22 protein-coding genes and 1 riboswitch are annotated in these 22,140 nt (G+C 70.3%); of the genes, 7 read left to right on the plus strand and 15 right to left on the minus strand.

Annotation, left to right across the window (positions count from 1 at the left end):
- Positions 1–49 precede the first annotated feature (49 nt).
- A complete protein-coding gene (locus ACFWFI_RS14455) occupies positions 50–736 on the plus strand; it encodes an N-acetylmuramoyl-L-alanine amidase (protein WP_387389261.1) in 687 nt (228 codons plus the stop codon).
- Here the strand turns inward: ACFWFI_RS14455 and ACFWFI_RS14460 are convergent.
- Together ACFWFI_RS14460 and ACFWFI_RS14465 are read right to left on the minus strand one after the other, a co-directional pair.
- Entirely contained in the window at positions 729–1,898 is a 1,170-nt protein-coding gene (locus ACFWFI_RS14460) for a cysteine desulfurase family protein (protein ID WP_387389263.1), read from the minus strand. The two genes, ACFWFI_RS14455 and ACFWFI_RS14460, sit on opposite strands and share 8 nt — an antisense overlap.
- 224 nt (positions 1,899–2,122) lie before the next feature.
- Positions 2,123–3,901, minus strand: a complete 1,779-nt coding sequence (locus tag ACFWFI_RS14465) for a serine/threonine-protein kinase (RefSeq protein ID WP_387389266.1) — start codon at positions 3,899–3,901, stop codon at positions 2,123–2,125.
- Between the two features lie 143 nt (positions 3,902–4,044).
- On the opposite strand from ACFWFI_RS14465, the gene ACFWFI_RS14470 reads away from it, so the two are divergent.
- Entirely contained in the window at positions 4,045–4,638 is a 594-nt protein-coding gene (locus ACFWFI_RS14470; RefSeq protein ID WP_387389268.1) for a TetR/AcrR family transcriptional regulator, read from the plus strand.
- A gap of 20 nt (positions 4,639–4,658) precedes the next feature.
- Here the strand turns inward: ACFWFI_RS14470 and ACFWFI_RS14475 are convergent, their stop codons facing one another.
- Positions 4,659–5,018: a DUF4190 domain-containing protein gene (locus tag ACFWFI_RS14475; protein WP_387389270.1), complete on the minus strand. Its 360-nt coding sequence runs from the start codon at positions 5,016–5,018 to the stop codon at positions 4,659–4,661.
- A 15-nt stretch (positions 5,019–5,033) separates the two neighbouring features.
- Positions 5,034–5,189 (minus strand): hypothetical protein, encoded by a 156-nt coding sequence (locus tag ACFWFI_RS14480; RefSeq protein ID WP_033298509.1) that lies wholly within the window; start codon positions 5,187–5,189, stop codon positions 5,034–5,036.
- Positions 5,190–5,293: 104 nt separating this feature from the next.
- On the opposite strand from ACFWFI_RS14480, the gene ACFWFI_RS14485 reads away from it, so the two are divergent.
- On the plus strand, positions 5,294–5,917 hold the full coding sequence (locus ACFWFI_RS14485) for a TetR family transcriptional regulator (protein ID WP_387389273.1): 624 nt from the start codon (positions 5,294–5,296) through the stop codon (positions 5,915–5,917).
- A gap of 10 nt (positions 5,918–5,927) precedes the next feature.
- Positions 5,928–6,761 carry an alpha/beta fold hydrolase gene (locus ACFWFI_RS14490; protein ID WP_387389275.1) on the plus strand — a complete coding sequence of 278 codons (834 nt, stop codon included), beginning with the start codon at positions 5,928–5,930 and terminating at the stop codon, positions 6,759–6,761.
- Here the strand turns inward: ACFWFI_RS14490 and ACFWFI_RS14495 are convergent.
- From ACFWFI_RS14495 to ACFWFI_RS14545, 11 genes are all read right to left on the minus strand, one after another.
- Positions 6,733–7,704: a helix-turn-helix transcriptional regulator gene (locus tag ACFWFI_RS14495; RefSeq protein WP_387389277.1), complete on the minus strand. Its 972-nt coding sequence runs from the start codon at positions 7,702–7,704 to the stop codon at positions 6,733–6,735. The genes ACFWFI_RS14490 and ACFWFI_RS14495 overlap by 29 nt on opposite strands.
- Positions 7,705–7,723: 19 nt before the next feature.
- Entirely contained in the window at positions 7,724–8,590 is an 867-nt protein-coding gene (locus ACFWFI_RS14500; RefSeq protein ID WP_387389279.1) for a thioesterase family protein, read from the minus strand.
- 51 nt (positions 8,591–8,641) lie between these two features.
- Complete coding sequence (locus ACFWFI_RS14505) at positions 8,642–9,313, minus strand: trimeric intracellular cation channel family protein (protein ID WP_387389282.1); 672 nt, start codon at positions 9,311–9,313, stop codon at positions 8,642–8,644.
- 18 nt (positions 9,314–9,331) lie between these two features.
- Complete coding sequence (locus tag ACFWFI_RS14510) at positions 9,332–10,765, minus strand: ABC transporter ATP-binding protein (RefSeq protein WP_387389284.1); 1,434 nt, start codon at positions 10,763–10,765, stop codon at positions 9,332–9,334.
- Positions 10,762–11,850 (minus strand): ABC transporter ATP-binding protein, encoded by a 1,089-nt coding sequence (locus tag ACFWFI_RS14515; RefSeq protein ID WP_387389287.1) that lies wholly within the window; start codon positions 11,848–11,850, stop codon positions 10,762–10,764. Before ACFWFI_RS14515 ends, ACFWFI_RS14510 begins: the two co-directional genes overlap by 4 nt.
- Positions 11,847–12,836: an ABC transporter permease gene (locus ACFWFI_RS14520; RefSeq protein ID WP_387389289.1), complete on the minus strand. Its 990-nt coding sequence runs from the start codon at positions 12,834–12,836 to the stop codon at positions 11,847–11,849. The genes ACFWFI_RS14515 and ACFWFI_RS14520 overlap by 4 nt, the downstream gene beginning before the upstream one ends.
- Positions 12,837–12,926: 90 nt before the next feature.
- A complete protein-coding gene (locus ACFWFI_RS14525) occupies positions 12,927–14,687 on the minus strand; it encodes an ABC transporter substrate-binding protein (RefSeq protein ID WP_387389291.1) in 1,761 nt (586 codons plus the stop codon).
- A gap of 44 nt (positions 14,688–14,731) precedes the next feature.
- Positions 14,732–15,724 (minus strand): ABC transporter permease, encoded by a 993-nt coding sequence (locus ACFWFI_RS14530; protein ID WP_387389293.1) that lies wholly within the window; start codon positions 15,722–15,724, stop codon positions 14,732–14,734.
- A gap of 356 nt (positions 15,725–16,080) precedes the next feature.
- Positions 16,081–16,833, minus strand: coding sequence for an enhanced serine sensitivity protein SseB C-terminal domain-containing protein (locus ACFWFI_RS14535; RefSeq protein ID WP_387389295.1), 753 nt, complete (start codon positions 16,831–16,833; stop codon positions 16,081–16,083).
- A gap of 269 nt (positions 16,834–17,102) precedes the next feature.
- Positions 17,103–17,879: an enhanced serine sensitivity protein SseB gene (locus ACFWFI_RS14540; protein WP_387389297.1), complete on the minus strand. Its 777-nt coding sequence runs from the start codon at positions 17,877–17,879 to the stop codon at positions 17,103–17,105.
- Between the two features lie 204 nt (positions 17,880–18,083).
- Entirely contained in the window at positions 18,084–18,773 is a 690-nt protein-coding gene (locus tag ACFWFI_RS14545; protein ID WP_387389299.1) for an AAA family ATPase, read from the minus strand.
- Between the two features lie 173 nt (positions 18,774–18,946).
- Positions 18,947–19,044: riboswitch (glycine riboswitch) on the plus strand.
- Between the two features lie 166 nt (positions 19,045–19,210).
- Here ACFWFI_RS14545 and gcvT point away from each other — a divergent pair.
- From gcvT to glyA, 3 genes are all read left to right on the plus strand, one after another.
- Positions 19,211–20,338 carry a glycine cleavage system aminomethyltransferase GcvT gene (gene gcvT, locus ACFWFI_RS14550; RefSeq protein ID WP_387389302.1) on the plus strand — a complete coding sequence of 376 codons (1,128 nt, stop codon included), beginning with the start codon at positions 19,211–19,213 and terminating at the stop codon, positions 20,336–20,338.
- A 90-nt stretch (positions 20,339–20,428) separates the two neighbouring features.
- The gene (gene gcvH, locus ACFWFI_RS14555; protein ID WP_387389305.1) at positions 20,429–20,806 is read left to right on the plus strand and encodes a glycine cleavage system protein GcvH; all 378 of its coding nucleotides are present in this window, start codon (positions 20,429–20,431) and stop codon (positions 20,804–20,806) included.
- 18 nt (positions 20,807–20,824) lie between these two features.
- A complete protein-coding gene (gene glyA / locus ACFWFI_RS14560) occupies positions 20,825–22,084 on the plus strand; it encodes a serine hydroxymethyltransferase (protein WP_387389306.1) in 1,260 nt (419 codons plus the stop codon).
- Positions 22,085–22,140 lie beyond the last annotated feature (56 nt).

Below are 22,140 nucleotides of genomic sequence, written 5' to 3' on the forward strand. Positions count from 1 at the left end.
GTACGGGGCCCCGGGAACCGAATGCTCTCGGATAAGCGTTGTGGAGCACATGGGGAACAACGGGAGTGCCGGATCATCGGGCAAAGGCCCCGGTCACGGCGTCAGTCGGCGCACGCTGCTGATCGGCGGCGGGGTCGCCGCGGCCGGCACGGCCGCTCTGGCCGTGGAGGAGATCCGGCGCGTCTGGTGGCGGGTGCCGGGTGTGGAGAAGCCCCGCAAGGCCGGTGAGCTGGACTACGCCCCCGCAAGCTGGATCGCGGCTTCCGAGGCGAACTGGCGGCGGGCCGACCGCCCCGACGACTACGGCGTGGACCGGGTGATCATCCATGTCACCCAGGGCAGCTACGCCAGCGCGGTCCGTGTGTTCCAGGACCCTGCCCACCAGGCGGCGACGCACTACATCGTCGGGCAGAACGGCCGCGTGACGCAGATGATCCGGGAGCTGGACGTGGCGTACCACGCGGGTAACCGCTCGTTCAACGAGCGCAGCGTCGGTATCGAGCACGAGGGCTTCGTGGACCGCCCGCAGGACTTCACCACGGCGATGTACAAGTCCTCCGCCCAACTGACGGCGGCGATATGCAAGCGGTACGGGATCCCGGTGGACCGCGAGCACATCATCGGGCACGTCGAGGTGCCCGGCACGGACCACACCGACCCCGGCCCGCACTGGGACTGGACCCGCTACATGAAGTTGGTGCGCGGGGCGTCCACGGGCGGGGCGGAGGCTAGCTGAGGCCGGCCGTCCTGGCGCGCTCGACCGCGGGACCGATCGCCCGCGCGAGCTGCTCCACGTCCTGCCGGGTCGAGGTGTGACCGAGCGAGAAGCGCAGCGTGCCGCGCGCCAGCGCGGGGTCGGTGCCGGTGGCCAGCAGCACGTGGCTGGGCTGGGCGATACCGGCGGTGCAGGCGGATCCCGTGGAGCATTCGATGCCCTGGGCGTCGAGCAGCAGCAGGAGGGAGTCGCCCTCGCAGCCGGGGAAGGTGAAGTGGGCGTTGGCGGGCAGCCTGCCGCCGGGAGCCGGGTCGCCGCCGAGGATGGCGTCGGGCACGGCCTTCAGCACGGAGGCGGCCAGCTCGTCCCGGAGCGCGCCGATCTCCCGGGCGAAGTCCTCGCGTCCGTCGGCGGCGTGTCGGCCGGCCACGGCGAACGCGGCCACGGCGGGTACATCGAGTGTGCCGGAACGCACATGCCGCTCCTGTCCACCACCGTGCAGGACGGGTACGGGGGTGTGGTCGCGGCCGAGCAGCAGCGCGCCGATGCCGAACGGACCGCCGATCTTGTGCGCGCTGACCGTCATCGCGGCCAGCCCGGAACGGGCGAAGTCGACCTCCAGCTGCCCGAACGCCTGCACCGCGTCGGCGTGCATGGGGACGTCGAACTCGTCCGCCACCTCGGCGAGTTCACGTATCGGCATGATGGTGCCGATCTCGTTGTTGGCCCACATGACGGTGATGAGGGCGACATCGTCGGGGTTGCGGACGAGCGCCTCGCGCAGCACGTCCGGGTGCACACGTCCGTACGCGTCGACCGGGAGGTATTCGACGGTGGCGCCCTCGTGCTCCGCGAGCCAGTCCACGGCGTCGAGGACGGCGTGGTGCTCCACGGGGCTGGCGAGGACCCGGGTGCGCCGGGGGTCGGCGTCGCGCCGGGACCAGTAGAGGCCCTTCACGGCGAGGTTGTCGGCCTCGGTGCCGCCGGAGGTGAGGACCACCTCGCTGGGGCGTGCGCCGAGCGCGTCGGCGAGGGTCTCTCTGGACTCCTCGACGGTACGGCGGGCCCGGCGCCCGGCAGCGTGCAGTGAGGACGCGTTGCCGGTGACGGCGAGCTGCGCGGTCATCGCCGCGATCGCCTCCGGAAGCATCGGCGTGGTCGCGGCGTGGTCGAGGTAAGCCATGGTGGAGACGATTCTACGAGCCCGTGGAGCGGCGCGTGCCGGGCGCATCGTGCCTACGCTCCGCGTGGACACTCCCTGGACACTCCCTGGGCACTCCCCGGGCACTCCCTGGGCAGGCCCCGCGGGCTCCCCCGCGGGCTCCCGGGCCGGATTCCCGCACCGCCGGGCCGGGGGGGGACCGGCGCCCCGGACCGGGCGCCGGCCGAGCGCTCAGGGCCCTGTGATCACAGCGCCGTCCAGCGTTGCGACGCCTCCCCCGCACAGGTGTTCGCTGCGGTGCCGCCGCCGAAGGCCAGGTCGAGACAGCCGCCGTTGGAGACGCTCACGATGCTGCCTCCCGCACCCGCGCGCCACCGTCGCGGGGCGGTCTGATCGCAGGCGCCCGTGAAAACCGCCTGGCCGAGCATGTTCGCGGACAGGCACTGTCCGCCCTGCTTGTTGACGAGCTCGAAGCCTCCCCCCGACAGGCTCCGGACGGTCCAGCCGGCGCTCGGGTCTGCGCAGTCACCGACGTCCGTACTGCCGTACACGGTGATGAGGCACCTGTTGTTGTCGCCGTTGCGATAGCGGTGGGTACCGGAGGGGGTGGTGGCGCCGCCGGTACCGCTACCGCCGGACGCGGTGGATCCGCCGGACGCACTGGATCCGCCGGAGGTGCCGGTGCTGCCGTCCGAGCCGCCGGTGCCGTCCTGGGCGCCGCCCCCCGTGTCACCGGCACCCGGGGCGGGGGCCGGAGTCGTCCCGTCCGCCTTGCCCTCCCCCTCGGCCTCCTTGCCCTTCTCCTTGCCGGCCGGCGACTTGCCCGGTGACGCCGAGCCGGACGGGCCGGCGCCGGACGTGGACTCCGTGGGCACGGCCGGGGCCGTGGCCGGGACGGACGGGCCTGCGGCCACGTGGTCGTCCGGATCGGAGATGCGGGGCAGGAGCTGGACAGCGAGGGTCGCTCCCCCCAGCGTCACGACGACGGGGACGACCGCGAGGAGGACCCGGGTCCGCCGCCTGCGCTCACGGAACTTCGGGCGGGTCCTCCGTCCGAGGTTCCGCGTCTCCACCGATACGGGCGGCGGCAGCTCGATCTCCTGGACGTGCGCGGCGAAGGCGGCTTTCTCCGCGAGGTCCGCACTGATGGATTCCGGCCACAGGGGAGCGGTGAAAGGGCCGCGTTCCGTGGCGCTCCGCACCAGCCCGGCCGCCGTGGGGCGGGCCTCGGCATCCTTGTCGAGACAGGCCGCGACGACGTCGGCGAGGCCGGGGTCCAGCCGGCGCAGCGCCTCCAGATCGGGCTCCTCGTGCACGATGCGGTACAGCACGGCGGGGCCGGACTCCTCACCGAAGGGCGGCGTGCCGCCGGCCGCGTAGGCGAGGACCGACCCCAGGGCGAACACATCGGCGGCGCCGGTCAAGTCCCGCTTCGTCGTGGCCTGCTCAGGAGCCATGTACGCCGGCGTGCCGACCACCATGCCGCTTCTGGTCAGCTGACTCTGCTCGGTGGCACGGGCCACGCCGAAGTCGATGACCGTGGCACCCTCGGGCGTCAGCATGACGTTGGACGGCTTGAGGTCCCGGTGCACCATGCCCAGCTCGTGCACCGGAACCAGCCCCGCGGCTGCCTCGCGCAGCAGCAGCCACAGGGTGTCGGCGTCCAGCGGCCCCCCGTTCAGCTCGATGGCCCTGCTCAGGGTGAGACCGGGAACGTACGCGGTCGCCAGCCACGGGGGCCGTGCGTCGCGGTCGCTGGCCAGCAGAGGGGCGGTGGCCTCCGCGGGAAGCCGGGAAAGGTTGTCCAGCTCGTGCCCGAAGCGGCGGACGAAGTCCTGGTCCTCGCCCGCGATCGAGGGCAGCACCTGTTTGACGGCGACGTACCGCCCCTCGTGTACACCGAGGTACACCCGCCCCATTCCACCGGAGCCGAGCCGACCACCGAGCGGAATGCCACCGATCTGCCGCGGATCGTCCGCTTCCAGCGGCTTGGCCCCGCTGCCCGTCAGGTCCAACTCGCCCACACCGTCTCCCCCGTGACACACCGTTGTCCGTTCCAGGGGAAGTCTGACCAGTGGATACTGGATGCGGAAGCATATTCTAGAAAGTCACTCTAGAAATTCACCGCGGAAGAGCCCGCGCCACGGACCACAGGGACGGCTATTCGATGAGCCCCAAGCAGCATCGCGGCGAAGTCACTTCCGATCTGCTCCTGGACGCGGCACTGCGCGTGTTCGTCGAGTCGGGCGAGCAGGGCCTCACCGTCAATGCCGTCATCCAGGCCAGCGGCGTCAGCCTGGGCAGCCTCTACCACCACTTCGGCAGTCTCGACGGCCTGATCGGCGCTCTCAGCCACCGGTGGCTGGACCGGCTGCTGGGTGAGCTGACCAAAGCACTGCAGGAAGCCGGCACCGCGCGTGCGGGCATCGCCGGTGCCGTGGGTGCCTATCTGGCATTCGTCCAGGAGCACCGCGGCCCCGCCCTGCTCCTGCACTCCCCCCTCGCCGACCGCAAGGGCATGGCCCGGGGCAGGGAATTCCGTGACGCCCAGGAGGCCAGGGTCTCGGAAGTGGGCCTCTGGATCCAGCTGGGCATCGATTCCGGCGAGCTCGCCCCGCTCCCCCTGCCCCTGATCGAGTCCCTCGTCCTGGGTCCTGTCGTCGCTGTCGCCCGCCGGTCGCTGTCGGGCATCGACGACGTCGGCCTCGACGAGGCCGCGCGCCTGCTGCCGGAGCAGATCTGGCGGTCGGTTCGCGCGTAGGCACCGGACCGCGGGCGCGATCAGCCGGCGAGACTCCAGGAGACCGTGCCGTTGCCCGTCACCAGGACGGCGAGGACGATCAGGTCGGCGACGCCGAGGGCCAGTCCGAGCAGTGCGCGGCCGCGGCGGGCGGTGGACCGGGCGAGAGCGATGACCGCCATGACGATGGCGACCGGCCCCAGCAGGATGTTCATCACCAGGAGACCGAGCAGCCCGAGGACGAACGAGGCGACGGCGAGCCCGTCGGCCTCCCGGGTGGCCGACCGGGTGCCGGCCGGACCGTCCCCCTCCGGACGGCTGCCGGCCGAGGGAGCACCGACGGAACGGACCTCGGCGGGACGGGCGTCGCGCGGAGCGGTGCGTGCGGTGGTGAGTGCCATGGTGCGGCTCCTTCGTCAGCGGGTGCGGCGGGCGAGGCGTTCACGGACACCGAAGACCGCCAGCCAGAGGCCGATCACGGCCGCGGCGGTCAGGGCCACGGGGAGCGGGAGGTGTGCGACCGCTCCCAGGACGACCCCCAGCAGGAGCAGGGCGGCGACGAGGACGAACATGTCCGGCCTTTCTGCGAGCTTTGAGAGTACGACTGTTCACTGACTCCTGAGTCTAGACCCTTCGCCTCTTCCAAGAGTCGGAGAACGGTTGTTTACTGAATGGCATGAGTCACACCATCGGCATCCGCCAGGCCCAGAAGCTGAAAACGCGTCAGGCACTGCTCGACGCGGCCCTCGAGCTGCTGGAGCACCAGAGCCTGAGCAGCCTGGGCCTGCGCGAGGTGACGCGAGCCGTGGGGGTCACCCCGACCGCCTTCTACCGCCACTTCGACGGCACGGCGGCCCTGGGCGTAGCCCTCGTCGAGGAGACCCTGGGGAGCCTGCACGGCATGATCGGCGCGATCCTCGCCGACACGGGGGACAGCGAGGAGCGGCTTGACCGCAGTGTCGGGCTGATAGCCCGACATGTCACGGCGCAGCCCGCCCATTTCCGCTTCATCGCCCGCGAGCAGCACGGCGGAGTCGGGCAGGTGCGCGAGGCCATCGCCGCCCAGCTGCGCGGCTTCGCCGAGGAAGTCGCCCAAGTGCTGGGCGCGGAGCCCGAGTCGGCGGGCTGGGACCGGGAGGACCTCCTGATGCTGGGCGGGCTGTACGTCGACCACATGGTGCTCACCGCGTCGGCCCTGCTGGACGCCGGCCCGGAGGGCGAACGGGAGGTCGTCCGGGTGGCGCGGCGCCGGCTGCGCCTGGTCACGCTGGGCCGGGCCCACTGGCTGGACAAGCCGTAGGGTCGGTGTCATGGGCGACTGGACGCTTGACCGGACCTTCACCAGCTCCTCGGGCGAGGTGCGCTGGGCCGCACTCGGCCCCGAGCAGGCGCCGCCCGTCGTCCTGGTGCACGGCACGCCCTTCTCCTCGTACGTCTGGCGTGGCATCGCCCGGGGGCTCGCCCAGGACCACCGTGTCCACGTATGGGACCTGCCGGGCTACGGCGCCTCCGCGCAGTACGCCGGCCAGGACGTCTCGCTGCGCGCCCAGGCCTGGGTGCTCACCGAGCTCCTCGATCACTGGGGGCTCGACGAACCGGCCGTGGTCGCCCATGACTTCGGGGGCTGTGTCGCCCTGCGCGCCCGTCTCCTGCACGGCGCCCGCTACCGTCGTCTGGCCCTGGTGGACCCGGTGGCCCTGGCCCCGTGGGGTTCGCCCGCCTACCGGCTGCTCGGCGGCCGGGCCGAGGTCTTCGGCGAGCTGTCGCCGGACCTGCACCGTGCGCTGGTGACCGAGTACGTGAGCTCCGCGAGTCACCAGGGTCTGCATCCGACGGTGCTGGACAGGCTCGTCGCCCCCTGGTGCACCGAGGCCGGGCAGCCCGCGTTCTACCGGCAGATCGCGCAGAACGACCAGCGGTTCACCGACGAGATCCAGCACCGCTACGGGGAGCTGGATCTGCCCGTGCTGATCTGCTGGGGCACGGAGGACACCTGGATCCCGGTCGCCCGTGGCCATGAGCTGGCCGGGCTGATCCCGGGCGCAGAGATGCGGCTGATCGACGGGGCCGGGCATCTCGTGCAGGAGGACGCGCCCGCCGAGCTCACCGCGGCCCTCACCCGTTTCCTGCGTACAGCTCCGTGACGGCGGCCGCGGCCTCGACGAGCACGCGGCGCGCTTCCGGGGGCGACAGCACTTCGAGGTTGGGGCCGAACGAGAGCAGGGAACGCGCCCACGCGAGCTCGGGCACGGCGAGCTCGGCCACCAGCCACTCCCCCGCCGATTCCTGTTCCGGCTCCGGCCTGCCGGTCAGCACCCCCGCGTGCAGGCGTACGAAGAGGTCCAGCCGGGAGCGGCGCACCCGCACGCGGAGCCGTATGTCCCCCGGCCGCTCCTCGACCTGCCGGCGCAGCTCCTCCCAGACGTCGGCGGGCTCCACACCCGCCCTGCGCACCACGGGATCCTCGGTGGGAGCCGCCCGCTTCACCCGGTCCGCGCGGAAGAGCCTGGGCGCGCCGTCCAGGTCGGCGATCAGATACCAGACGCCCGCCTTCACCACGAGGCCGTACGGGTCGACGGTGTAGACGCGCGGGAGGTCCGTGCCGCTGTGCCGGTAGTGGAGCAGCAGCCTGCGGTCGGCGAAGACCGCGTCGTGCAGATCGCCCACGTCGACGGCGGCCCGCGGACCGCTCATCCAGCGGACCGGGTCCACCAGGATGCGACGGCTGGTCTGTTCGGCGGCGGGCCGGTGCGGGGCCGGGAGCGCGGCCATCACCTTGCGCAGGGCGGAGCCGAGCGCGGCGTCCAGCCCGAGCGCGGCGTGGGCCCCCTGCGCGGCGAGGACGAACAGGGCGCGCGCCTCGTCGGCGGTGAGCCCGGTGACATCGGTGCGGAAGCCCGGCAGCAGCGCGATCCCCCCGTTGCGCCCCCGCTCCGCGTACACGGGCACGCCGGAGGCCGAAAGCGCCTCGACGTCCCGGTAGATGGTGCGTACGGAGACTTCGAGACGCTCGGCCAGCTCCCCGGCGGGAACCGTGCCACGGGTCTGGAGCAGCAGGAGGATGGAGAGCAGCCGGTCGGACTTCACCGCACCATCATGGCGGGCCTCAGCCGCGGGGCGCGCGGGCCAGCTGGCGGGACTGCGCGACGAGGCGGTCGGCGCTGTCCCAGACGTCCGCGTCCTCCTCCAGGAAGCCGCCCGCGAGATTGCGGGTGGTGATGGAGACACGCAGCGGCCCCGGGGCCGGGCGGCAGCGGATGTGGGTGGTGAGCTCGATGGTGGGCGTCCAGCCCTTCAGCCCAAGCTCGAAGGAGGTGGGCGGCAGTGCGTCCACGGTGAGGAGCAGTGAGAGCGGATCCGCGTCGCGGCCGTCCGCGAGCCCGAACCAGCCGCGCATCTCACCCTTGCCGGACGGTGCGCCGACGGCCCAGCCGACCGTCGCCGGGTCGAGCTTGATGTCCAGCCGTTCGGTGATGGCGGAGCTGCCAGGGATCGGCGCCGTCCCGTCGCCCGTTCCGAAGCACTGGTCCAGGGGCGCGATGACCGGCGGCTCGGCCGACGTGCGGATCTCGTCCGTCAGGCCGTCCAGGTCGCCGTAGGTGGCCAGCACCCGGATCCGTTCGACCTCCGTGCCGTCCTCGGCGAACTGGAAGAGCGAGGCCTCGCCGGTGGAGAGCGTGCGGCCGGTGCGGACGACCTGGGTGCGGATCACGGCGGGCCCGGGGACGGATGCCGTGAGGTAGTGCGCGGAGACCGAGAAGGGGTCGGAGTGCGGGAGCGCCTCGCCGAGCGCACGGCCGAGCATGGCGAGCAGGTAGCCGCCGTTGACCGCGTGGATGATCGTCCAGCCCGCGGAGAGCTCCGCGTCGTAGACGCCTTCCTGCCGAAGCGTGACGGCGGTGTCGCGGTCGAACTCGCTGTCACCGATGGTCGCCTGTACCGCGCGCGACTCCTGCGCTGCTGCCTGTGCCATGGCATGCACGGTACACCGATCGTATTACTGAGCGGTAGCTTTTTGTTGCCGTCAGATGACGGCCGGATTTTCCTCCGCCCTGGAGGAACGCCGGTTGTAGGCACGCGGCGCCCGCCAGTGGAAGCGCATGGCCAGCAGGCGCAGGACGAACGCGGTGATCACGGCGGCACCGCTGGTGTAGGCGTTGAGGGCCTCGAAACGGATGCAGAGGACCACCATGACGGCTCCGACGATCGCGGGCACGGCGTACAGGTCCCGGTCCCAGCGCAGCAGCGAGGGCACCTCGTTGGCCAGGACGTCACGCAGCACACCGCCGCCGACCGCGGTTGCCAGACCGAGGGCTGCGGACGAGGTGAGGCCGAGACCGTATTCGTAGGCCTTTATCGTGCCGGCTACGCAGAAGAGCCCAAGCCCCGCCGCGTCGAAGACGTTGACTCCGACCTGGATGCGCTCCACGTGCGGGTGCAGGAAGAAGACCAGACCGGCGGCGAGCAGCGGGGTCAGGAAGTAGCCGAGATCCGTGAAGGCAGCCGGAGGGAGCGCGCCGATCATCACATCACGGAAGATCCCTCCGCCCAGCGCTGTCACCTCGGCGAGGACCGCGATGCCGAAGACATCGAAGTTCTTGCGTACGGCGAGCAGGGCACCCGAGATCGCGAAGACGAAGATTCCGACGATGTCGAGCGCATGCTGGACGGAGGGGGTGAAGAGTTCGTTGAGCACCGGCCAATTGTGCCCGCACTACTCCTTCGGCTTGTCCTCCGCATCGGTGGACGGTGCGGCGGAACCCTTGCCGGCGGGGGCGGGGGCCTCCTCCGGCACGGCAGGCCCGTCCGAAGCGGAAGGCTCGGCGGGCTCGGCTTCGTCCGACGCCGCAGGCTCGTCGGCGGCCTCAGCTTCGTCCGACGCCGCAGGCTCGGCAGCCTCGGCTTCGTCCGACGCGCTCACCACGGCCTCGTCGGACGCGCTCGCCTCCCCGGCCGGCGCGCTCGTCTCCTCCGCCTTCGGCTCCTCGGCCTTCGGCTCCTCGGCCTTCGGCTCCTCGGCCTTCACCGGCACGACCGGCTCCGCGGCGCCCGCCGACTTCACGGTGATGACGTCCGCGACGAGCGGCGCGTCCCCCGGCGCCTGGTCCTCGCCGTTCTCCGGGTGGTGGCACGCCACCTGGTGCCCGGTCTTCAGCTGGAGCAGCGGCGGCTCCGTGGTCTTGCAGACCTGCGTCGCCTTCCAGCACCGGGTGTGGAAGCGGCAGCCGCTCGGCGGTGAGATCGGCGACGGCACGTCGCCCTTGAGCAGGATGCGCTCGCTCTTGGCGCCGCGCCTGCGCGGGTCCGGCACCGGCACCGCGGACATCAGCGCCGTCGTGTACGGGTGCATCGGCGCCTCGTACAGCGACTTGCGGTCCGCGAGCTCGACGATCTTGCCGAGGTACATGACCGCGATCCGGTCCGAGACATGGCGGATGACCGAGAGGTCGTGCGCGATGATCATGTAGGTGAGGCCGAGCTCCTCCTGGAGGTCGTCCAGCAGGTTCACCACCTGCGCCTGGATCGACACGTCCAGCGCCGAGACCGGCTCGTCCGCGACGACCAGCTTCGGCTTCAGTGCGAGCGCCCGCGCGATGCCGATGCGCTGGCGCTGGCCGCCGGAGAACTCGTGCGGGTAGCGGTTGTAGTGCTCGGGGTTGAGCCCCACCAGCTCCAGAAGCCGCTGGACCTCAGCCTTCACTCCGCCCTCGGGCTTGACGCCCTGGAGCCGGAAGGGGGTTCCGACGATCCCGCCGACCGTGTGGCGCGGGTTCAGCGAGCCGTAGGGGTCCTGGAAGATCATCTGAATGTCACGGCGCATCGGCCGCAGCCGCCCCGCCGACATGTGCGTGATGTCGCGCCCCTGGAACTCGACCTTTCCGCCGGTCGGCTCCAGCAGACGGGTCACCAGCCGGCCCATGGTCGACTTTCCGCAGCCCGACTCGCCGACGACGCCCAGGGTCTCCCCGGGACGCACCTCGAAGGTGAGCCCGTCCACGGCCTGGACCGCACCGACCTTGCGCTTCAGCACGCCCTTGGTGATCGGGAAGTGCTTGACCAGGCCGTCGACCTTGAGGAGCGGCTCGGACCCGGACCCGTCCGACCCGGCCGCGGCGGACGCGGGAGTCTTCTTGTTCAGATCAGTCACAGCTTCGGCGCAATCTCTTCGGTCCAGATCCGGTCGCGCTGCTCACGCGACATGTGGCACGCGGAGTAGTGCCCGTCGCTGACCTGCTGCAGCTCCGGACGCTCGGTGCGGGTGATGTTGTCCGGCGGGACGTCGGCGTACGGGCAGCGCGGGTGGAAGGCGCAGCCCGACGGGACGTTGATGAGGCTGGGCGGCGAGCCCTTGACCGGGATGAGCCGCTCGGTCTGCTCCCGGTCGATGCGCGGCATCGAGCCGAGCAGGCCCCAGGTGTAGGGGTGCTGGGGCTCGTAGAACACCTTCTCGGCGCTGCCGCGCTCGATGCAGCGTCCCGCGTACATCACGAGCAGGTTGTCCGCGATCTCGGCGACGACGCCGAGGTCGTGGGTGATCATGACGACCGCGGAGCCGAACTCCTTCTGCAGGTCGCGGATGAGGTCGAGGATCTGCGCCTGGACGGTGACGTCGAGGGCGGTCGTCGGCTCGTCAGCGATGAGCAGCTGCGGGTTGTTGACCAGGGCCATCGCGATCATCGCGCGCTGGCGCATACCGCCGGAGAACTGGTGCGGGTAGTCGTCGTACCGACGGTGCGGCTCGGGGATGCCGACGCGGTCGAGCATCTCGATCGCGCGCTTCTTCGCGGTCTTCTTGTCGACCTTGTTGTGGACCCGGTGGGCCTCCACGATCTGCGCGCCGATGCTGTAGTACGGGTGCAGGGCGGACAGCGGGTCCTGGAAGATCATGGCCATCTTCTGACCGCGCAGCTTGCGTACCCGCTCGGGGCCGGCGCCGATGAGCTCCTCGCCGTCGAGCCAGATCTCACCGCCGATCCGGGCGCGCTCCGAGGTGTGCAGACCCATGATCCCCAGTGAGGTCACGGACTTGCCGGAGCCGGACTCGCCGACGATACCGAGGGTCTGACCGGCCTTCAGGTCGAAGCTGACGCCGTCGACGGACTTGACCAGACCGTCGTCGGTGTCGAAGTGGACACTGAGGTTGCGTACGGACAGGAATTCCTTGCCGTCGCCGGAGCGCGGAGCCGGAACGGTGTCCGTCGCCGGGGAGTCCTTCTTGACTGCGTCGCTCATGAGAGCCTCACCCGGGGGTCGATCGCGGCGTACACGAGGTCCACCAGCAGGTTGCATATGACGATGAAGAAGGCGGCGACCAGGGTCACACCCATCACCTTGGGCAGGTCGGCGGTGGTCACGCCCTGGATGGCGAAGGCACCCAGCCCCTGGAAGGAGAAGACCCGTTCGGTGATGACCGCGCCGCCGAGCAGCAGCGCGAAGTCCATACCGAAGATCGTGACGAGCGGGGTGAGCGCCGAGCGCAGCCCGTGCTTGACGACGACCTTGCGTTCCTTGAGGCCCTTGGCCCGGGCGGTTCTGATGTAGTCCTCGCCCATCGTCTCCAGCATCCCGGCCCGGGTGAGCCGGGCGTAGAGAGCGGAGTACAGCAGGGCGAGCGTGCACCAGGGCAGGACCAGACTGCCCGCCCACTCGACGGGATTCTGGGCGAACGGCACGTACTCCCCGTTGCCGAACAGCGCCAGCACGACGAGGCCGGTGAAGAACATCGGCAGCGAGACACCGGCGAGGGCGACGCCCATGGAGAGGCGGTCGAAGAGCGATCCCCGCTTCAGCGCGGAGAGGACGCCGATCGCGACACCGGAGACGACCCAGAGGACCGCGGCACCGACGGCCAGCGACAGCGTGACCGGGACGCGGTCGACGAGCTGCGGCCAGATCTCGGTGTGGGTCTTGAAGGAGTAACCGAAGCACGGGGCGTTGCAGGTGACCGGGTCGGGGCCGAACTGGTAATCGGCGCCGACGACGATGCCCTTGACGAAGTTCCAGTACTGGAGGTACAGGGGCTGGTCGAGCCCCAGGTTCTTCTTGACCGCGGCGATGACGTCGGGGTCGGGGCTCTTCCCGACGTACTGGGCGGCCATCGAGTCGAGGGTCTGCCCGCCGAGGCGGGGAACCAGGAAGAAGATCGCGAACGTGACTGCGCTGACCACCAGCAGCAGCAACACCGCGGCGAATACGCGTCGGATGATGTACGCAGCCACAGCCGTGCGGCGCCGGGCGGGCGGACGGGGTACGCCCGCCGACCCGGCGCCTTCACCTGCCTTTCAAGGGATGCTGTCGATTAACAGGTGTTACTTGGAGGACGTCATCAGCACGTAGTCGTACATGCCGAGGTACGCGTCCGTGACCGTGACGTTCGCCGCGGAGTCCGGGCGGTAGAGCAGGTTCTTGCGGTAGAAGAGGGGAACGACCGAGGCGTTCTCCATGACCTTCTGGTCGACGTCGCCCCACGTCGCGTTGCGCGCCGCGGTGTCGACGGTACCGATGCCCTTGACCAGGAGTTCGTTGATCGCCTTGTCGTTGAGCTCCATCAGGTTCGTGCCGCCGGAGGGCTTGATGGCCGATCCGTTCACGATCTGGTCGAGGAAGCCGAAGCCGGTCGGCCAGTCGGCGCCCCAGGCCATCATCATCATGCCCGCGTTGTTCTTGTGGACCCACTCCGGGACACCCGCGAAGTCCGTGAAGTACTTGTCCGCAGGGAACTGCTTGATCTCGGCGGTGATGCCGATCGCCTTCAGGCTGCCCTGGAGCTGCGTGGCGGCGGTGATCTCGTCAGGACGGTCGGAGCGTGCCGTCAGCGTGGTCTTGAAGCCCTTGGGCTGACCGCACTTGGTCAGGTGCTCCTTCGCCTTGGCGACGTCACCCTTGTTGCCCTCGGACGGGTACAGGTCGAACTTCTTGTACCCGGCGACGGTCGGCGGGATGACCGTCGTGGCCGGGTCACCCTTGACCGAGCCACCGATGGAGTCGACCATGCTCTGCTTGTCGACGGCGTACTGGACGGCCTTGCGGCACTCGGCGTTGTCGAACGGCTTCACGTTGACGTTCAGCGCCAGGTACTGCAGGGCGCCGGCGTACGGGTTGTCCGTCTTCGCCTTCTCCGAGGCCTTGACCAGGACCTTGGGCTGGGTCTTGGACTGCAGACCCGTGCCCTCGGCACCCACCGTGATCGTGTCACTGAGCAGGTGGTCGTCGATCGTGGTGGCGTTGACGTTGAACTTGAGCTCGACCTTGTCCGCCAGCGCCTTGCGGATCGGGTCCGTCTTCGGGTCCCACTCCGGGTTGCGGACCAGCGTCGCGCCCTTGCTCTCGTCGTACGCCGAGAACTTGTACGGGCCCGAGGAGACCATCTTCTGGACGTAGCTCGCGCCCGTGTCGGCCTTCTGCGGGACCGGGGCGGTCTGCGAGAAGGCGGCGAGGTAGTCCATGTCCGCGAACGGCTTGCTGAGCTTGAAGACGATCGTGTAGTCGTCCGGCGTCTCGATGGACTTGAGGCCCTCGGCCGACTTGTCCTTGTACGGACCCTTGTACTTGTCGCCGCCCTCGAGGTAGGCCTTGAAGTACGTCGGGCCGTTGGACAGGGCCTCCGGCGCGAAGTTGGAGCGCTCGACGGCGTACTTGACGTCCTTCGAGGTGACCTCGGTGCCGTCCTCGTACTTCACGCCCTTGCGGAGCGTGTACGTCCAGGTCTTGGCGTCCGCGCTGGCCTTGCCGAGGCCGGTGGCGAGGTCGGGAACGACCTCCAGGCTCTCCTTGCCGGCGGCCGGCTTGAAGGTCACCAGCGAACGGCCGTACAGGCGGGAGAAGTTCTGCACCCAGCCGTAGTACGTGTTGCCGGGGTCCAGGGAGTCCGGGCCACTCGCGTGCTCCAGAGTGACCGTCCCCCCCTTCTTGTCGGTCTGGTTGACGATGCTGGTCAGGCCCGCATCAGCCTTGACGTTGCCCCCACCGCCGTTGCTGTCACCGCCCGAATCGCTGCTGCTGCACGCCGATGCGCCGAGCGACACCGCCACGGCCACGGCTATGGCCGCTGCTGTCTTTCTGTTCTGCATGCTGAGGAAAGCCCCCTCGCTAGTCCGGTGCGGCACTGCCGCGATTACTTGCCACGAGGGTCGAGTGCGTCACGCAGCCCGTCCCCCAGCAGATTGAAGGCCAGCACGGTGATGAAGATCGCCATGCCGGGGATGACCATGAACATCGGGTCCACCTCGTAGAGGTCGACCGCCTGCGTGAGCATGCCGCCCCAGGACGCCTGCGGCGGCGCGATACCGACGCCGAGGAAGGACAGGGATGCCTCGAAGAGGATGTTCGTGGGGATCAGCAGCGTCGCGTACACGAGGATCGGCGCGATCAGGTTCGGCAGCAGCTCGCGGAAGAGGATGAACGGGCCGCGCGCACCGAGCGACTTGGCGGCCTCGACGAACTCCCGCTCGCGCAGCGACAGGGTCTGCGCACGGACGATACGGCCGATGTAGGGCCAGCTGAAGAAGCCGATCACGAAGATCAGGACCGCGATCCGCAGCGTGAGCCCTTCCATCCCGAAGGCGTTGCCCTGCAGGGAGGCGGAGATGGAGATCGCGAAGAGCAGCAGCGGGAAGGCGAGGAAGGTGTCCATCAGGCGGCTGATGAAGCTGTCCACCCAGCCGCCGTAGAACCCGGCCACGACGCCCATGACGACGCCGATGACGACGGAGAGCAGCGTGGAGCCGACGGCGACCACGAGGGAGACCCAGGAGCCTTCGAGGATGCGCGCCAGGATGTCGCGTCCGGTCTGCGGTTCGACTCCGAGGGGATGGTCCCAGCTGATGCCGCCGAGGGCGCCCTTGGGGGCCAGCATGACGGGGTCGACCAGACTCTGGTTGAACGCGTCGGGGTCGAGCCCGAGGAGCGACTGCAGCGGCTTGGACAGCACCGCGGTGAGGATCAGCAGCACGACAACGATGCCACCGGCCATCGCGGCCTTGTCCCGCTTGAAGCGCATCCAGGCGATGCGGCCGAGCGAACGGCCCTCGATCTCCTTGCGCCCGGCGCCTTCCAGCACCGTTTCGGGCCGCACGTCCGCCCCGGTGGTCTCGATCGGTGCCGTCATTGCGCTGGAGACCCCTCTCGGCCGACGGTGGCCGGCCTGTGACCGCCGCTGTAGCGGCTCTAACAAAACATGACAGATGTGATCGCACACGACCGAACTGACCCTGTTTGAAAGAGGGGTTCGCCGGGCATGGAGCACCTGCTGTAGGGAGTCTTCAACCACTTTGCGATCACCCGCCAGACCTGACGGGGAATGTTTGCTCAAACGTGATGCTGCCAAAGGGCTTCCGTTATCCGGACAGCCATGCTTCCTGAGCGGACCTCTCGGCCACTAATCCGCTATAGCGGACATGACGCCCAACAGCACCGAACAGGGCATCAATTGGCCCTGAGGTTCAGGTGCTTCCCGACGCTTTCTCAGTACGCGTGGGGGGCCGGGCCGGTGGTCGGCGGGTAGCCGTAGCCGGGAACCGCGGGAGCCGGGGCGTGCGCCTCGCGGTCGTAGAAGGGCCTGGAGTTGGCGTTCAGCCACATCGCGACGGGGTCGTACTCGTCGGACAGCGAGACCGTGGAGACGGGCAGCCCGTCGGGGACCACCCCGATCGACTGCTGCATCATCGCGCGGACCGCGTCGACGGACGGCCTGCCGGTGTCGTAGAGGTCGAGCCCGATCGCGAGGTACGGGACGCCGAGCGCGGGCTGCACCCAGGCGCGGCGCAGCGCGCGGACGGCGGGGGTGCGGTGGGCGTTCTGCGACAGCAGGGCGTAGAACTGCGGGATCTCGATGGCGGGTTCGGAGAGCCGCAGCGGCCCGGCGGGCATCCGGTCGAGGCCGGTGGCGATGCGACGCAGGTCCAGCCAGGGGATGCCGACACCGCCGCCGGGGGCGTGCGGGTTGAGCCAGATACCCCAGCGGTCGGGGAAGAGGGCGCGGGCGATGTCGCGGCCGGTGGTCACCTCGTGGGCCCTGTTCCAGCCGCTGGCCGAGAGCTCCTGGGCGGAGGTCACGCACGGGGCGTAACCCTGGCCGTCGACCTCCATGTTGCCGTACTGGGCGTCGGGGGAGCCCGCCGTGCCGTGCCAGAGCAGCATCCAGACCTGGCCGTCCGCCAGGGACCGCAGCAGCGCCTCGTACGCGTCGAGGCGCCCCGGGGTCACTTGGCGAAGCATGTGCTCGACCTGTCCCCAAGCGCTCGACTCCTCCCCCACTCTCGACTTCGCTCGAGTGGGGGGACCCCCATGAGCAGGGGATACCCCATCGGCCGCCCCCATGCCTGACGCACTCACCCTGGGTCCCGCCCCTCTTCGATCCGCTGTTCCGCATGCTTCACGGTGCTGTGGTGCCACTCCCGGGCACACGGGGCGGCCTCGTCATCCAACCAGCTTATGCGCCGCCCCTGACACCGGCTTGACGCCACGTAGCAGGAGGAGCTCCGCTCTCAGTACCCGTCGCGCCGGTAGAACGGGCGGACCTTCTCCAGCATCCAGTCGCCGACCGGGTCCTGCGTCACGTCGAGCAGGACCAGATTGACCGGCCACGGCACCTGGACCCGGCCCAGCGCGCGGCCCAGGGCGTCCAGCGGGGCGCTCTGGGCCGCGGCCTCCCGGACGGCGAACTCGACGCCGACGAAGAGGGCGGGGGTGTCGCCCTCGATGCTGGCCAGCGCCCGGCGCGCGGTGCTCACCACTCCGGTCTCCTGGAATTCGGCGGACACCGCGGAGAGGAAGTCGACGGGGTCCTCCTTCCAGTCCGGCTCGTACAGCCGCACCCGGCCGCCGCTCGCGGGACCGTCCAGCGGGGTGCGCCCGGCCCGGCAGAGCTCGGCGACGGCGGGGGGCGGCAGGGGCACCCCGACGACGCCGCCCGGGTTGACGGCTATCCCGAGCTGCGGGGGCAGTCCACGGGCGAACTCGCGTGCGGGCGCCACGGTGAAGGAGAGATGGGGGCCGACGCACTGGAGGAACTGCGCCTCGGAGCTGAACACGGGGACGTACGCGCCGCCGTCGATGTCGACCGTCGGCAGGTCGAGGTCGGTGCTGCCGGGCCCGCCGCCGTTCGGCAGGGGCACCCAGACATGGCTGCGGCCGAGCACCTCGACCAGCCGCCCCCCTGCCCCGGGCACGCCGAGCGAGGCACTGAGCACTTCTTCGAACTCGTTGGCCGGCCATCCCTGCGACGGATAGGACGGGGCCTGGGCCTGAGCCGGAATGTCCACGGTGTCTGTGTCCCTTTCTCGCCATGCTGTGCGGCTGAAACCTTAGACCGGCTCGCGCCACGAAGGCAGCGCCGCAGGCAGGAGCGGCCTCCGGGCCCACCGCACCGTCCAGATTCCGGACAGCCCCCCGGAGGGGCGCGAACTGTGCGTATGCGAACGGTGACGCCCCCAGGACCTCTCGCCGCCTGCGCGACCCGTGCGGGACTACTCCTGCCGGAGCCGCGCCTCCGGGAAGGAGATCCGGGCGATCGCCGCCGCCGTCTCCCGGTCGAGCAGCACCGCCGAGGCACACCCCGGCGGCAGCAGACCGCTCTCGGTGTCGCGCAGCAGCCGGCCGACCGCACGCCGGTGCCGGGCGAAGGCGTAGCCGGACACTCCCCGCCCCCGCTCCCGCTGCCCCTGCCTGGCCACCCGCGGGGTGACATCGAGCAGGACGAGATGGAGGGTGCTGCCCCGGCGCCCGGCCTCACGCGCCAGCCAGCGCCGCACCCAGGCCTGCGTACCGCAGTCGTGCACGACCACCGATCCGCCCGAGCGCAGGGCCCGCCACAGCCCCGCGTAGTGCGCGGCGCGCACCAGGGGGCGGTAGAGGGCGTACGGGAGCAAGGCGGGCAGAGCGGCCGCCCAGCGGTCCCTGGTGTCCTGGGAGTCGATCGCGTGTTCCTGGACCGCCCGCCGGATCAGCGTCGACTTCCCGCTGCCGGGCAGCCCCGAGACCACCACCACATCCCCCGCCGCGAAGTCCAGGCTGTGCGGCCCGCGGCCGCCCCGGCCCCGCAGATCACGCACCACCGGCGCGTGCCCGTCCGTCAGCTCCCGGGCGGGCACGCCCGGCTGCTGGGGCATCGCACCGCGTGCCGCCCCCGCGGTGGTCGCGTAGCGCTGCAACGTCATCGCCTTCCCCCTGCCGAGTCACCCACTGACCTGCCCAAGAAGTGTAAAGAAAAGGTAATGCGGCACAACCGCTTCCGACCGCACGTGTCGGAACCGGCACCCGTGCGGACCGGGACGCCCCACTCTCCCCCAATGCGTGCGATGATGACCCCGCCAACTGCATACCGGCCGTTTGAATCCGCGCGGGAGAGTCCCGGTCACTGTGTGCGCCGGGCGCCGAAGGAGCAAGTTCCTCCCTTGAATCTCTCAGGCCCCGTACCGCGTGGATGAGGCAGATCTGAAAAGCGGGCCGCTGCGCGGCCCCACCCAAGGTGCAAGCCGAGCGTGAAGGGGACGACCCTTCAGGACCCTTTCAGGGGCTCTCGGCGAACCTCTCAGGTTCCGATGACAGATGGGGAGGGAACCACCCCCTGTCGTCATGCCCTGGAGCCATGTCCATGAGCACTGCCCCGAGCGCCGCCCCCCGTCTCACCGCCCTCGATGCCCTGCATCGGTCCCTGGGCGCGACCATGACCGACTTCGCCGGCTGGGACATGCCGCTGCGCTACGCCAGCGAGCGCGACGAGCACAACGCCGTCCGCACCCGGGCCGGACTCTTCGACCTGTCGCACATGGGCGAGATCACCGTCACCGGTCCGCAGGCGGCGGCCTTCCTGAGCTACGCGCTGGTCGGCAACATCGCCACCGTCGGTGTCGGCCGGGCCCGCTACACGATGATCGTCGCGGAGGACGGCGGGATCCTGGACGACCTGATCGTCTACCGCCTGGCCGACACCGGGTATCTGGTCGTCGCCAACGCGGGCAACGCCCAGCTGGTCCTGGACACCCTCACCGAGCGCGCGGCGGGCTTCGACACCGAGGTGCGGGACGACCGCGACGCGTACGCGCTGCTCGCGGTACAGGGACCCGACTCCCCCGCCGTACTGAAGTCGGTCACGGACGCCGACCTGGACGGACTGAAGTACTACGCCGGACTCCCCGGGACGGTCGCCGGTGTCCCCGCGCTCATCGCCCGTACCGGCTACACCGGCGAGGACGGCTTCGAGCTCTTCGTGGCCCCCGAGCACGCCGAGCAGCTGTGGAGTGCCCTCACCGAGGCCGGTGCGCCGTACGGGCTGATCCCCTGCGGGCTCTCCTGCCGCGACACGCTCCGGCTGGAGGCGGGCATGCCGCTGTACGGCCACGAACTGACCACCGCGCTGACGCCCTTCGACGCGGGCCTGGGCAGGGTCGTGAAGTTCGAGAAGGAGGGCGACTTCGTCGGCCGCGAGGCGCTGTCCGCCGCGGCCGCCCGCGCGGAGACCGCCCCGCCCCGCAAGCTCGTCGGCCTGATTGCCGAGGGCCGCCGGGTGCCGCGAGCCGGTTACCCCGTCGTGGCCGGCGGGAAGGTCGTCGGCGAGGTCACCTCCGGTGCCCCCTCACCCACCCTGGGCAAGCCGATCGCCATGGCCTACGTTGACGCGGCGCACGCCGCGCCCGGCACCGAGGGTGTCGGGGTCGACATCCGGGGCACGCACGAGCCGTACGAGGTCGTGGCGCTGCCCTTCTACAAGCGCCGTAAGTGACACAGAGCACCGCGCACGTGACGCATTCGTGTCTCACACCGTAAGACCACCGTTCATCAGCACTCCCCCGCGTACAGGAGAATTCAGGTCATGAGCAACCCCCAGCAGCTGCGGTACAGCAAGGAGCACGAGTGGCTGTCGGCCCTCGAGGACGGCGTGGCCACGGTCGGAATCACCGAGTACGCGGCCAACGCGCTCGGTGACGTCGTCTACGCCCAGCTCCCGGAGGTCGGTGACACGGTGACCGCGGGCGAGACCTGCGGTGAGCTGGAGTCGACCAAGTCGGTCAGCGACCTGTACTCGCCGGTGACCGGCGAGGTGACCGCGGCCAACCAGGACGTCGTGGACGACCCGTCGCTGGTGAACTCCGCTCCCTTCGAGGGCGGCTGGCTGTTCAAGGTGCGCGTCGCGGAGGAGCCGAAGGACCTTCTCTCCGCCGACGAGTACACCGCGTTCTCCGGCAACTGAGACCTTAGGGACCCACTGATGTCGCTTCTCAACTCCTCCCTCCACGAGCTGGACCCGGACGTCGCCGCCGCCGTCGACGCCGAGCTCCACCGCCAGCAGTCCACCCTCGAGATGATCGCCTCGGAGAACTTCGCTCCGGTCGCGGTCATGGAGGCGCAGGGCTCCGTCCTCACCAACAAGTACGCCGAGGGCTACCCCGGCCGCCGCTACTACGGTGGCTGCGAGCACGTCGACGTGGTCGAGCAGATCGCGATCGACCGCATCAAGGCGCTCTTCGGCGCCGAGGCCGCGAACGTCCAGCCGCACTCGGGTGCGCAGGCCAACGCCGCCGCGATGTTCGCCCTGCTGAAGCCGGGCGACACGATCATGGGCCTGAACCTGGCCCACGGCGGTCACCTGACCCACGGCATGAAGATCAACTTCTCCGGCAAGCTCTACAACGTGGTCCCGTACCACGTCGACGACACCGGCGTCGTGGACATGGCCGAGGTCGAGCGCCTCGCCAAGGAGTCGAAGCCGAAGCTCATCGTGGCCGGCTGGTCCGCCTACCCCCGCCAGCTGGACTTCGCCGCCTTCCGCCGCATCGCGGACGAGGTCGGCGCGTACCTGATGGTCGACATGGCGCACTTCGCGGGCCTGGTCGCCGCGGGTCTGCACCCGAACCCGGTGCCGCACGCCCACGTCGTCACGACCACCACGCACAAGACCCTCGGCGGTCCTCGCGGTGGCGTGATCCTGTCGACGCAGGAGCTCGCCAAGAAGATCAACTCCGCGGTCTTCCCCGGTCAGCAGGGTGGCCCGCTGGAGCACGTGATCGCGGCCAAGGCCGTCTCCTTCAAGGTCGCGGCGACCGAGGAGTTCAAGGAGCGCCAGCAGCGCACCCTGGACGGCGCCCGCATCCTCGCCGAGCGCCTCGTGCAGTCTGATGTCACCGAGGTGGGCGTCTCCGTCCTCTCCGGCGGTACGGACGTCCACCTGGTCCTCGTCGACCTGCGCAACTCCGAGCTGGACGGCCAGCAGGCCGAGGACCGGCTCCACGAGCTGGGCATCACGGTCAACCGGAACGCCATCCCGAACGACCCGCGGCCCCCGATGGTCACCTCGGGCCTGCGCATCGGTACGCCGGCCCTGGCCACCCGTGGCTTCCGGACCGAGGACTTCACCGAGGTCGCCGAGATCATCGCGGCCGCGCTGAAGCCCGCGTACGACGCCGACGCCCTCAAGGCCCGCGTGATCGCACTGGCCGAGAAGTTCCCGCTGTACCCCGGCCTCAAGTAGTCACCCGCAGTTTGCACGCAGGGTGGGGGCACCGCGCACACTGAACACAGTGAGCG

This window comes from Streptomyces sp. NPDC060209 (assembly GCF_042728155.1).
In the GTDB taxonomy this organism is placed as follows: domain Bacteria; phylum Actinomycetota; class Actinomycetes; order Streptomycetales; family Streptomycetaceae; genus Streptomyces.